Annotated in this window: 11 protein-coding genes and 1 pseudogene; 10 read left to right on the plus strand and 2 right to left on the minus strand. The window is 69.2% G+C overall.

What is annotated here, in order from left to right; translation table 11 throughout:
• The first annotated feature begins 8 nt into the window (after window positions 1-8).
• The gene (locus tag ACIGJO_RS21845) at window positions 9-917 is read left to right on the plus strand and encodes a tRNA (adenine-N1)-methyltransferase (protein WP_399960478.1); all 909 of its coding nucleotides are present in this window, start codon (window positions 9-11) and stop codon (window positions 915-917) included.
• A gap of 225 nt (window positions 918-1,142) precedes the next feature.
• Window positions 1,143-1,727: a hypothetical protein gene (locus ACIGJO_RS21850; protein ID WP_399960480.1), complete on the plus strand. Its 585-nt coding sequence runs from the start codon at window positions 1,143-1,145 to the stop codon at window positions 1,725-1,727.
• A 4-nt stretch (window positions 1,728-1,731) separates the two neighbouring features.
• On the opposite strand, the gene ACIGJO_RS21855 is transcribed toward ACIGJO_RS21850, so the two are convergent.
• Window positions 1,732-2,043 carry a ferredoxin gene (locus ACIGJO_RS21855; RefSeq protein WP_266929344.1) on the minus strand — a complete coding sequence of 104 codons (312 nt, stop codon included), beginning with the start codon at window positions 2,041-2,043 and terminating at the stop codon, window positions 1,732-1,734.
• A 241-nt stretch (window positions 2,044-2,284) separates the two neighbouring features.
• Between ACIGJO_RS21855 and arc the strand changes: the two genes are divergently transcribed.
• The 6 genes and pseudogenes from arc to prcA all read left to right on the plus strand — a co-directional run bounded on the left by arc (window position 2,285) and on the right by prcA (window position 8,281).
• The gene (gene arc, locus ACIGJO_RS21860) at window positions 2,285-4,051 is read left to right on the plus strand and encodes a proteasome ATPase (RefSeq protein WP_399960483.1); all 1,767 of its coding nucleotides are present in this window, start codon (window positions 2,285-2,287) and stop codon (window positions 4,049-4,051) included.
• 236 nt (window positions 4,052-4,287) lie between these two features.
• Entirely contained in the window at window positions 4,288-5,799 is a 1,512-nt protein-coding gene (dop, locus tag ACIGJO_RS21865; RefSeq protein WP_399960485.1) for a depupylase/deamidase Dop, read from the plus strand.
• Window positions 5,800-5,919: 120 nt separating this feature from the next.
• Window positions 5,920-6,138, plus strand: coding sequence for a ubiquitin-like protein Pup (locus ACIGJO_RS21870; RefSeq protein WP_073729588.1), 219 nt, complete (start codon window positions 5,920-5,922; stop codon window positions 6,136-6,138).
• A gap of 155 nt (window positions 6,139-6,293) precedes the next feature.
• Window positions 6,294-6,488, plus strand: a pseudogene (locus ACIGJO_RS21875) (endonuclease domain-containing protein); the annotation flags it as partial.
• The gene (prcB, locus tag ACIGJO_RS21880) at window positions 6,440-7,285 is read left to right on the plus strand and encodes a proteasome subunit beta (protein ID WP_399960488.1); all 846 of its coding nucleotides are present in this window, start codon (window positions 6,440-6,442) and stop codon (window positions 7,283-7,285) included. The pseudogene ACIGJO_RS21875 and the gene prcB, both read left to right, overlap by 49 nt.
• 57 nt (window positions 7,286-7,342) lie before the next feature.
• The gene (gene prcA, locus ACIGJO_RS21885) at window positions 7,343-8,281 is read left to right on the plus strand and encodes a proteasome subunit alpha (RefSeq protein WP_399960490.1); all 939 of its coding nucleotides are present in this window, start codon (window positions 7,343-7,345) and stop codon (window positions 8,279-8,281) included.
• Between the two features lie 65 nt (window positions 8,282-8,346).
• Here the strand turns inward: prcA and ACIGJO_RS21890 are convergent, their stop codons facing one another.
• On the minus strand, window positions 8,347-9,387 hold the full coding sequence (locus ACIGJO_RS21890) for a LacI family DNA-binding transcriptional regulator (protein ID WP_399960492.1): 1,041 nt from the start codon (window positions 9,385-9,387) through the stop codon (window positions 8,347-8,349).
• A 164-nt stretch (window positions 9,388-9,551) separates the two neighbouring features.
• Between ACIGJO_RS21890 and ACIGJO_RS21895 the strand changes: the two genes are divergently transcribed.
• Entirely contained in the window at window positions 9,552-10,811 is a 1,260-nt protein-coding gene (locus tag ACIGJO_RS21895) for an MFS transporter (RefSeq protein WP_399960494.1), read from the plus strand.
• Window positions 10,812-10,820: 9 nt separating this feature from the next.
• Entirely contained in the window at window positions 10,821-12,182 is a 1,362-nt protein-coding gene (pafA, locus tag ACIGJO_RS21900; protein WP_399960496.1) for a Pup--protein ligase, read from the plus strand.
• The last annotated feature ends 28 nt before the right edge of the window (window positions 12,183-12,210 follow it).

Raw genomic sequence — 12,210 nt, forward strand, 5'->3', positions numbered from 1 at the left:
CTGGTCACATGTCTGAACCGACCGGTGCCGCCCGCCGACGTGGGCCCTTCAAGGTCGGGGACCAGGTCCAGCTCACCGACCCCAAGGGACGCCACTACACCTTCACGCTCGAAGCCGGAAAGAATTTCCACACCCACAAGGGTTCTTTCCCGCACGACGAGCTGATCGGTGCTCCCGAGGGCAGTGTTGTCCGTACCACGGGAAACGTCGCCTATCTCGCGCTGCGCCCCCTGCTCCCCGACTTCGTCCTGTCCATGCCCCGCGGCGCCGCCGTGGTCTACCCCAAGGACGCGGGCCAGATCCTGGCCTTCGCCGACATCTTCCCCGGCGCCCGCGTCGTGGAGGCAGGCGTCGGCTCCGGCGCGCTGAGCACCTTCCTGCTGCGTGCCATCGGCGAGCAGGGCATGCTGCACTCCTACGAGCGCCGCGAGGACTTCGCCGAGATCGCCCAGCAGAACGTGGAGCGCTACTTCGGCTCCCCGCACCCCGCCTGGCAGCTCACCGTCGGCGACCTCCAGGACAATCTCTCCGACACCGAGGTCGACCGCGTCGTCCTGGACATGCTCGCGCCCTGGGAGTGCCTGGAGGCCGTGTCCAAGGCGCTGGTGCCCGGCGGCATCCTCTGCGCGTACGTCGCGACCACCACCCAGCTCTCGCGGACCGTCGAGTCCATCCGCGAGATCGGCTGCTTCGCCGAGCCGCAGCCCTGGGAGTCGATGATCCGCAACTGGCACGTCGAGGGCCTCGCCGTCCGGCCCGACCACCGGATGATCGGCCACACCGGCTTCCTGGTCACCGCCCGCCGCCTCGCGGACGGCGTCGAGGCGCCGCTGCGCCGCCGCCGCCCGTCCAAGGGTGCCTACGGCGACGACTACGACGGACCCGGCAGCCGGAGCGGCTCCGCCGCCCGCGACTGACCGCGCGCAACGCACCGGCGCCGCCGCGCAGTTCCCCGGGACGAACCGGGAACTGCGCGGCGGCGCCTTTCCGTTGTCCCCGGGGACGGCCGGCCGTTCCCGGGAGCCGGCGTCCACCCCGCCGTTCCCCCGCGGTGTGAGGTGTGGCACGATGCTGGCCACCCCTCACCCCCCACCGTCCGGCACCGCCTTCCGGCTCCACAGGAATCACAGGAGACATACCGCGTGCAGACCTCCGCGCTCCCGGACCTCGCGCACACCGACACCAAGCCGGTGCACTGGCTCGCCACGGCCGCGGCCATGGCCGCCGTCGTCGCCGGAGCGGGTCTGCTCCAGCCGGACTCCGCCACCGCGACCGCCTCGGCCTCAGAGCACCGCGGCGCGGCACGGCACGGCACCGCGCCCGCCAAGGCCCCCGATCCGGCGGCGGTGACCTTCCCGCTCGACTGCGGCACCGTGGGGAGCGTCGTGGCCCGTCAGGCGCCCGGAGACCTCGACGGCGACGGCAGGCCGGAGACGGTGGCGGTCGTCCACTGCGCCGCGGGCTCCGGCACCCCGCCCAGTGGTGTCTACGTCCTGACACAGGGGAACGGGGCCGCACCCCGGGTCGTGGCGACCCTGGTGGACCCCGCTCAGAAGATGACGGTCGGCGACTTCGCCGTACAGGGAGGCGTCGTCTCGGCGACCCTGCTCGGCTACTCCTCGGCCGATGTCCCGCGTTGCTGCCCGGACCGGCAGGAGAAGGCCACCTGGCAGTGGAAGGGCGGCGCCTTCGTCCGCTCCGGGGGCGACCTCACCCGGAGTGCCTGAACGGTTACGCCGCGTCCGGGCCGTACACCTCGACGCTGTCCGAAACACGACGGACGTGAATGCAGTCGCCGGGGCACTCCTTGGCCGAGTCCACGACGTCCTGGAGAAGCGGCAGCGGCACCGGCGTTGTGGCGCCCTTGTCCTGCAACAGCTCGTCGTCGCCGCTCTTCACATACGCCAGGCCGTCGATGTCCAGCTCGAAGACCTCCGGCGCGTACTGCACACAGATGCCGTCGCCCGTGCAGAGGTCCTGGTCGATCCAGACCTCCAGGTTCTGCGTGCCACTGTCGTCCGACGCGTCCTGCTGCACGGTCATGTGTCCTGCCGTTCCCTGCGTATCTGAACCAATTGGAGCCAGCCCTGACGGGTGTTGAACGCTTCGACGATACAACCGGCCGCTTTCCGATGTTGAAGGGTGGGTATTCCCTTGTCGTGAGGGAGAGCGCAAGGGTGAAGATCGGACACGTCCCGGAGTCTTTGTGATCTAGGGGTTTCAATCATCACCCACCCAGGTAGGGTCAGGAAGCGTCCAGCTCCCCATGGAGGAGGTGAGGACCGTGGCAGCCCACGACGACGACATCAACCGCGGCATCCGGCCCGGGCGGGGGTCTGATGACCCAGCCGGCCAGGTTGCCTATCTCGAGCAGGAAATCGCCGTCCTGCGACGTAAGCTCGCCGACTCTCCGCGTCATACGAGGATTCTCGAAGAGCGGATCGTCGAGTTGCAGACGAACCTGGCGGGCGTTTCCGCACAGAACGAGCGGCTCGCCAACACGCTCCGCGAGGCCCGCGACCAGATCGTGGCCCTCAAGGAGGAAGTCGACCGGCTCGCACAGCCGCCGGCCGGCTTCGGAGTCTTCCTGCAGGCGAACGAGGACGGTACGTGCGACATCTTCACCGGGGGCCGCAAGCTCCGGGTGAACGTCAGCCCCAGCGTCGAGCTCCAGGACCTCCGGCGCGGCCAGGAGGTCATGCTCAACGAAGCGCTCAACGTGGTCGAGGCCATGGCGTACGAGAGCGCGGGGGACATCGTCACCCTCAAGGAGATCCTTGAGGACGGCGAACGGGCCCTGGTGCTCGGGCACACCGACGAGGAACGGGTGGTGCGGCTCGCCGAGCCCTTGCTGGACATCACCATCCGCCCCGGCGACGCCCTGCTGCTGGAGCCGAGGTCCGGCTACGTCTACGAAGTGGTTCCCAAGAGCGAGGTCGAGGAGCTCGTCCTCGAAGAGGTCCCGGACATCGACTACGACAAGATCGGCGGACTGGGCGACCAGATCGAGCTGATCCGCGACGCGGTCGAGCTTCCCTACCTCCACCCCGACCTCTTCAGGGAGCACGAACTGCGGCCACCGAAGGGCATCCTGCTCTACGGCCCGCCCGGCTGCGGCAAGACCCTCATTGCCAAGGCGGTTGCCAACTCGCTGGCCAAGAAGGTCGCCGAGGTCACCGGACAGCCCGCGGGGAAGAGCTACTTCCTCAATATCAAGGGCCCCGAGCTCCTCAACAAGTACGTCGGCGAGACCGAGCGGCACATCCGCCTCGTCTTCCAGCGCGCCCGGGAGAAGGCGAGCGAGGGCACGCCCGTCATCGTCTTCTTCGACGAGATGGAATCCCTCTTCCGTACCCGCGGCAGCGGCGTCAGCTCGGACGTGGAGAACACCATCGTCCCCCAGCTGCTCGCCGAGATCGACGGGGTGGAAGGCCTGGAGAACGTCATCGTCATCGGCGCCTCCAACCGCGAGGACATGATCGACCCCGCCATCCTGCGGCCGGGCCGTCTCGATGTGAAGATCAAGATCGAGCGTCCGGACGCCGAGGCCGCGAAGGACATCTTCGCGAAGTACCTGACCCCGTCCCTCCCGCTGCACGCCGACGATCTGGCCGAGCACGCCGGCTCCAAGCCGGCCGCCGCCCACGCCATGATCCAGTCCGTCGTGGAACGGATGTACACGGAGTCCGAGGAGAACCGCTTCCTCGAGGTCACTTACGCCAACGGCGACAAGGAAGTCCTGTACTTCAAGGACTTCAACTCCGGCGCGATGATTCAGAACATCGTCGACCGGGCAAAGAAGATGGCCATCAAGGCATTCCTCGAACAGCGGCAGAAGGGCCTTCGCGTCTCCCATCTCCTCCAGGCATGCGTGGATGAGTTCAAGGAGAACGAGGACCTGCCGAACACCACCAACCCGGACGACTGGGCCAGGATTTCCGGCAAGAAGGGTGAGCGGATCGTCTTCATCCGCACACTCGTCACCGGAAAGCAGGGCGCGGACACCGGCCGTTCCATCGACACGGTGGCGAACACCGGGCAGTACCTGTAAAAAGCGGTCCGGCTGCGGATGCCCGAACGGGGCGTCCGCAGCCGGCTGCTTTCCGACACGTCGGCCCGGCCGGAACAATGACGTAATTGATCTCCCCACCGGCGCAGAGGCACTCTAGGCTCTGCGGTACCGCCGAGACGCGCAGTGCGGGGACGGGCACCGCATACGCACACCGGACAAGCAGCGGTACTTGAGCGTCGTCCCGGAGGGGAACGACGCCGGGCAAGGAGGGCCGCATGACCGTACGGCGAGTAATGGGCATCGAGACGGAGTACGGAATCTCCGTCCCCGGTCACCCCAACGCCAATGCCATGCTCACCTCGTCCCAGATCGTCAACGCCTACGCGGCGGCGATGCACCGGGCGCGGCGCGCCCGCTGGGACTTCGAGGAGGAGAACCCGCTGCGCGACGCGCGAGGCTTCGACCTCGCCCGGGAAACCGCCGACTCCAGCCAGCTCACCGACGAGGACATCGGCCTCGCCAATGTGATCCTCACCAACGGTGCCCGGCTGTACGTCGACCACGCGCACCCCGAATACAGCTCACCCGAGATCACCAATCCGCGTGACGCGGTCCTGTGGGACAAGGCCGGCGAGCGCATCATGGCGGAGGCCGCCGAACGGGCCGCGGCGATCCCCGGTGCCCAGCCGATCCACCTCTACAAGAACAACACCGACAACAAGGGCGCCTCCTACGGCACGCACGAGAACTACCTGATGCACCGGGAGACACCGTTCTCGGACATCGTGCGCCATCTGACGCCGTTCTTCGTCTCCCGGCAGGTCGTCACCGGCGCCGGCCGGGTCGGCATCGGCCAGGACGGCCATGAGCACGGCTTCCAGATCAGCCAGCGGTCGGACTACTTCGAGGTCGAGGTGGGGCTGGAGACCACACTCAAGCGCCCCATCATCAACACCCGGGACGAGCCGCACTCGGACGCGGAGAAGTACCGCCGCCTCCATGTGATCATCGGTGACGCGAACCTCTCGGAGATCTCGACCTATCTGAAGCTCGGCACCACGGCCCTGGTCCTCTCCATGATCGAGGACGGCTTCATCAACGTCGACCTCGCCGTCGACCAGCCCGTACGCACCCTGCACCAGGTCTCGCACGACCCGTCCCTGAAGCAGCTGATCACGCTCCGCAGCGGCCGGACACTCACCGCTGTCCAGCTGCAGATGGAGTACTTCGAACTGGGCCGCAAGTACGTCGAGGAACGTTACGGCGCCGACGCCGACGAACAGACCAAGGACATCCTGCTCCGCTGGGAGGACACCCTCAACCGGCTGGAGAACGACCCGATGAGCCTGGCCGGGGAGCTGGACTGGGTCGCGAAGCGGGAGCTGATGGAGGGCTACCGCCGCCGCGACAGCCTGGAGTGGGACGCTCCCCGGCTGCATCTGGTGGACCTCCAGTACGCGGACGTACGGGCGGAGAAGGGGCTGTACAACCGTCTGGTGGCCCGCGGCAGGATGAAGCGGCTGCTGGACGAGAACGAGGTCTCCAGGGCGCGCACGAAGCCCCCCGAGGACACCAGGGCCTATTTCCGCGGCCGGTGCCTGGAGCAGTACGCGGACGATGTCGCCGCGGCCTCCTGGGACTCGGTCATCTTCGATCTGCCCGACCGTGACTCACTGCAACGGGTTCCCACGATGGAGCCGCTGCGCGGGACGCGCGAGCACGTCAAGGAGCTCCTGGACCGCTGCCGCACGGCGGAAGAGCTGGTCCGGGTGCTGTCGGGCGGCTGAAAGCTCTCCCGGCTGGGAATCATTCAGATGACCTCCGGACGTTGAGACAAGTACCGGGCCAATGTCGGACCCCATGGGTAGGGTCTGATCAAGTGCTTCGAACCGAGCGGGGTGAGCTACATGGCGACCAAGGACACCGGCGGCGGACAGCAGAAGGCGACGCGTTCCACCGAGGAGGCCGAGGAGCAGGCGCAGGACGCGCAGGCGTCCGAGGACCTCAAGGAGCGCCAGGAGAAGCTGAGCGACGACGTCGACTCGGTACTGGACGAGATCGACGACGTCCTGGAGGAGAACGCCGAGGACTTCGTCAGGTCCTTCGTGCAAAAGGGCGGACAGTAGTTCACGGATGTGAACGCCCGGATGTGAGCCGGGCGCCCCGGGCCGGAAACGGTCCGGGGCACGGCCCGGCGGAGGCCGGCCCGGGGCGACAGGGCGGCCGCCCGCGCCGCGGAGACCGGCCTTCCCCTCGTGGGCGGCCCGCACGATCACATACCGCTACTCCCGCCGAACAGGTGGATCGCTGTCACGGGGCGGGTAGGGTCCGTGGCGTAATGTGCTGCAACTGCAATTCGGCCATCGGCAAGTTGGGGGATGATCCTGACACCTTGCGCAGGGCCATCGCATACCTGGAGGGAAACGCGTGGAAGCCAACACTCGTAGCACCGGGCGTCTACCAGCTGCCTTCCTGACGCCGGGTTCGTCCTCGTTCATGGACTTCCTGTCCGACCAGTCGCCCCAGATGCTCCCGGGCAACCGGAATCTGCCGCCTCTGCAGGGAGCCATCGAGGCGCCGCACGGCACGACCATCGTCGCGGCCTCGTTCCCCGGCGGAGTCGTCCTGGCCGGTGACCGGCGCGCCACCATGGGCAACATGATCGCGCAGCGCGACATCGAGAAGGTCTTCCCCGCCGACGAGTACTCGGCGGTCGGTATCGCCGGCACGGCCGGCCTGGCCGTGGAGATGGTCAAGCTCTTCCAGCTGGAGCTGGAGCACTTCGAGAAGGTCGAGGGCGCCCAGCTCTCCCTGGAGGGCAAGGCCAACCGGCTCTCCACCATGATCCGCAGCAATCTGGCCATGGCCATGCAGGGTCTCGCCGTCGTTCCGCTCTTCGCCGGCTTCGACGTCGACCGCGAGAGGGGCCGGATCTTCTCGTACGACGTCACCGGCGGCCGCTCCGAGGAGCACGGCTACGCGGCGACCGGTTCCGGCTCGATCTTCGCCCGCGGGTCGATGAAGAAGCTCTACCGCGAGGACCTGACGGAGGAGCAGGCTCTCACTCTGGTCGTACAGGCGCTGTACGACGCCGCCGACGACGACTCGGCGACCGGAGGCCCGGACGTGGCCCGCCGGATCTACCCGATCGTCACCGTCATCACCGACGAAGGCTTCCGGAGGCTGACGGACCAGGAGTCCGCCGAGATCGCGCGCGCGATCCTGGACCGGCGCCTGGAGCAGCCCGACGGCCCGCGCGCCGCGCTGCTCTGACCGGGTCCTGAGACCTCTCCGATGCACTCGTCACTGACAGAAAGGGACGGATAGCCGGTGTCGACGCCGTTCTATGTCTCACCCCAGCAGGCCATGGCCGACCGGGCGGAATACGCCCGGAAGGGCATCGCCCGCGGTCGCAGCCTGGTTGTGCTGCAGTACGCCGACGGCATTGTGTTCGTCGGCGAGAACCCGTCCCGCGCGCTGCACAAGTTCAGCGAGATCTATGACCGGATCGGCTTCGCCGCCGCCGGCAAGTACAACGAGTACGAGAACCTCCGCATCGGCGGCGTGCGCTACGCCGATCTGCGCGGATACACCTACGACCGCGACGATGTGACGGCCCGTGGGCTGGCCAACGTCTACGCGCAGACGCTGGGCACCATCTTCTCCAGTGCGGCCGAGAAGCCGTACGAGGTGGAGCTGGTGGTCGCCGAGGTCGGTGCCGCGCCCGACGGCGACCAGATCTACCGGCTGCCGCACGACGGCTCGATCGTGGACGAGCACGGCTCGGTCGCGGTCGGCGGCAACGCGGAGCAGATCGGCGGATACCTGGACCAGCGCCACCGTGACGGCATGACGCTCGCGGAGGCGCTCAAGCTGGCCGTCCAGGCGCTGTCCCGGGAGCCGAACGGCGGCGAGCGGGAGATTCCCGCGGAGCGGCTGGAGGTCGCGGTCCTGGACCGTACGAGGCCGCAGCAGCGCAAGTTCAAGCGCATCGTCGGGCGGCAGCTGGCGCGTCTGCTGGGCGCGGACGAGGCGGCGGCGAGCACCCCGACGGACGCTCCGTCCGACACCGAGGACGCCGATTCCACCGACACCCCGGCGGAGCCGGCGGGTTCCGCGGAGCCCGGTTCCGCGGAGCCCGGTTCCGCGGAGTCCGGGTCCGCGGAGTCCAGTTCCGGGAAGTCCGGCGGTTCCGCCGCGGACACGGACGCTCCCGATTCTTCGGGGTCCTCGGACGCGCCGGGGTCCTCGGATTCCTCGGAGGGATAGCCCCCTTCCGGCACAGTGCGTTCCCGTGTCCCGGCCCGCCGTCTCCGCGGTGGGCCGGGACACGGTCATGTCCGGGCGGCGACGGCGGGCGGCGGTGCGGTGGAGCCGCGTTCCACCAGCCGGACGGGCAGGCCGCCCCGTTCGGCCGGGCGGCCGTCCAGGACGGCGAGCAGTGCCGCCATGCCCCGCTCGCCGACCTGCTCGGCGGGCAGCTGGACGGTGGTGAGCTCCGGTTCCACGGCGGTGGCCAGCGCCAGGTCGTCGAAGCCGGTGACCGAGATGTCGTCCGGTACCCGCAGCCCGAGCCGGCGGACCGCCTTGCAGGCACCGGCGGCCAGCACGTCGTCGTCGCAGATGACCGCGGTCGGCCGGGGGCCCGGAGCGGCCAGTGCCCGCGCGGTGGCCTCGCGCCCCGCCCGTACGTCCAGGGAGGCCCGGACGGTGCGGACGGCGGCGTCCGGGACGTCCCGCAGCGTGTCGTGCAGCGCCTGGGCCCGGACCGCGAAGGTCCAGGTGTCGACTGCGGACGCGACATGGACGAACCGGCGGTGGCCGAGGGACAGCAGGTGCTCCGTCACCTGGCGCATGCCGTCGGCGATGTCGAGGTTCACATGCGCGGCGGCCTCCGGGCCGGCCGGATCGCTGTCCAGCATCACCAGCGGCAGCTCCGCGCCGTGCAGCGCGCCGAGGGCATCGGACGCCATGGAGGAGGCGATCACTCCGTCGAGGGCCGCCCGCGCGGAGGCGAAGGGGTCCCGCGCCGGGCCGGTCCCGTCGGGAGAGGGATAGAGCACCACCCCGAAGTCGTGCTCGGCGGCGACGGCGGCGGCGCCGGTGTAGACACGGGCGAAGAACTCGTTGGTGAGCGCGGGGACCACCAGCAGGGCGGTCCGGGTGCGGCCGAGGCGGAGACTGCGGGCGGCGAGGTTGGGCCGGTAGCCCAGCTCCCCGGCGCACTCCCGTACGCGCTGGGCCGTGGCCTGCGACACCCGGCCGCGCCACTTGCCGCCGAGGACGAGGGAGACGGTGGCCTGGGAGACCCCTGCGGCCCGTGCCACGTCGCGGCTGGTGGGCCGGGGCGGGACGGGCTGCTGTGCGCTGGTCACTCGGGCCTCCGTGCGGGGTGGTGCGGGGGTGATCGGGGTGGTGTGCCGCGAGAGCGGGGGTGCCGGGAGGTGGACCGGCCGACTGCCGACATGGTACGTATGGGCCTCGACGTTATACGTAAAACTCCAGCGGGGCGGAAGCCGGGCGGGGGAGAGGGACGGACATGGCCGCGGGATATCTGGAAATCCTCCGGGCGCGGCACGCCGCCCGGCTGCTGACCGGCACCTTGGTGGGGCGGCTGCCGAACGCCACCGCCCACATCGCGATCGTGATGTTCACCCGTGCCGAGGGCGGCAGCTACACCCAGGCGGGTGTCCTCGCCGCCGCGTACGGTCTGGCGACGGCCGTCGGGCAGCCACTGCTGGGCCGGGCCGTCGACCTCTACGGGCAGCCGCGCGTCCAGTTCCCCGCCTCGGTGCTCTCCGCGCTCGGCATGGCCCTGCTCGCGCTGACCGGCCTCGGCACACTGCCGCTGGCCTACCTCGCCGTCGTCGTCGCGGGGGTCTTCACGCCACCGCTGGAGGGCGGGCTGCGGGCCCTGTGGCCCACCGTCCTGGGGCGTGAGGACCGGGTGCACCGGGCGTACGCCATGGACGCCGTGGCCCAGGAGGTGATGTTCACCGTTGGCCCGCTCCTGGTGACCGTGCTGGTCTCCGTGTGGTCGCCCGCCGCCGCGCTCCTCGTCATCAACGCGATAGGTGTCGTCGGGGCCCTGTCCGTGGTCCTGTCGGAACCCTCCCGGACCTGGCGCTCGGCGCCGCGCGAGGCGCACTGGCTGGGCGCCCTGCGCTCGCCCGGACTCCTCGCGCTGCTCGGCTCCTTCTTCTTCGTCGGGCTGGCGATGGGCTCGATCACCGTGGCGGGAGTGGCCTACGCCGACGACCACGGCAGTGAATCCGTGTACGGCTGGCTGATGGCCGCCCTCGGCCTCGGCGCGCTGATCGGCGGCGCGGCCTATGGGGCGCGGCAGTGGGCGGGCGCGCCGGAGCGGCGGCTGCGGGTGATACTCGCTCTGCTGGCCCTGGGCTACCTGCCGTTGACGCTGACCCCCTCGGTGCCCGTGATGACGGCGCTGGCCGCGCTTGCCGGGGTGTTCCTGGCTCCGGCGATCGCCTGCTCGTTCATCGTCGTGGACCGGCACGCGCCGCGCGGCACGGTGACCGAGGCGTTCTCCTGGCTCGTCACCACGTTCGGCGTAGGTGCCGCGGCCGGAACCGCCGCGGCGGGCCCGGCCGTCGAACTCGGCGGAACGGCGTGGAGCTTCGCGGTGGCGGGGGCCGGCGGGGTGGCCGCGCTGCTGGTACTCCTGGCCACCGGAAGGGTCCTCGCAGTTCCCGGGCGTACGCCCGCTGTTGTGGCGGGATCGGAAAATGATCGAAACGGTGCCGTCGAACCCGGTTTCAGCTCAGGCCATAAGGCGTAATGTTCAGTCATGGACCGCCGCATTTTCGGGCTGGAGAACGAGTACGGCGTCACGTGCACGTTCAGGGGACAGCGCCGACTGTCACCTGACGAAGTGGCGCGCTACCTCTTCCGCCGTGTTGTGTCATGGGGCCGCAGCAGCAATGTCTTTCTGCGGAACGGCGCCCGCCTCTACCTCGACGTGGGATCGCATCCGGAATATGCAACCCCCGAATGCGACAATGTGACCGAACTGGTCACGCACGACAAGGCCGGCGAGCGCATTCTGGAAGGTCTGCTCGTCGACGCCGAACGCCGCCTGCACGAGGAGGGAATCGCGGGCGACGTCTATCTCTTCAAGAACAACACCGACTCTGCGGGAAACTCCTACGGATGCCATGAGAACTACCTCGTGGCCCGGCACGGAGAATTCTCCCGGCTCGCGGACATCCTCATTCCGTTCCTCGTCACGAGGCAGCTGATCTGCGGCGCCGGCAAGGTGCTCCAGACGCCGCGCGGAGCGGTCTACTGCGTCAGTCAGCGCGCCGAGCACATCTGGGAGGGCGTCAGCTCCGCGACGACCCGCTCGCGTCCGATCATCAACACCCGGGACGAACCCCACGCGGACGCGGAGCGGTACCGCCGCCTCCACGTCATCGTGGGTGACTCGAACATGTCCGAGACGACGATGCTGCTCAAGGTCGGCGCGACCGACCTGGTGCTCCGCATGATCGAGGCGGGCACCGTGATGCGGGACCTGACCCTGGAGAACCCGATCCGGGCGATCCGCGAGGTCAGCCACGACATCACGGGGCGGCGCAAGGTGCGCCTGGCCAGCGGCCGTGAGGCCTCCGCCATCGAGGTCCAGCGGGAGTACTACGAGAAGGCCGTCGACTTCGTCGAGCGCCGGGGCATCCGGACCGGCACCGTCGACCAGGTCCTCGAACTGTGGGGCCGTACGCTCGACGCCGTCGAGGCCGAGGACCTCGACCGGATCGGTACGGAGATCGACTGGGTGATGAAGTACAAGCTCATCGAGCGGTACCGCGCCAAGCACAACATGACCATGTCGAATCCGCGGGTCGCCCAGATAGACCTCGCGTATCACGACATCCACCGTCGCCGTGGCCTCTACTACCTGCTGGAGCGCAAGGGGCAGGTCGCCCGGATCTGCAACGACCTGAAGATCTTCGAGGGCAAGTCGGTGCCCCCGCAGACCACCAGGGCGCGGCTGCGCGGTGACTTCATCCGCAGGGCACAGGAGCAGCGGCGGGACTTCACCGTCGACTGGGTGCACCTCAAGCTCAACGACCAGGCCCAGCGCACGGTGCTGTGCAAGGACCCGTTCCGTTCCGTGGACGACCGAGTGGAGAAGCTGATCGCGGGTATGTGAGCCGGCGACCAGGAAACGCCCCGGCCTA

Source organism: Streptomyces sp. NPDC079020 (assembly GCF_044542225.1).
Lineage (GTDB): Bacteria > Actinomycetota > Actinomycetes > Streptomycetales > Streptomycetaceae > Streptomyces.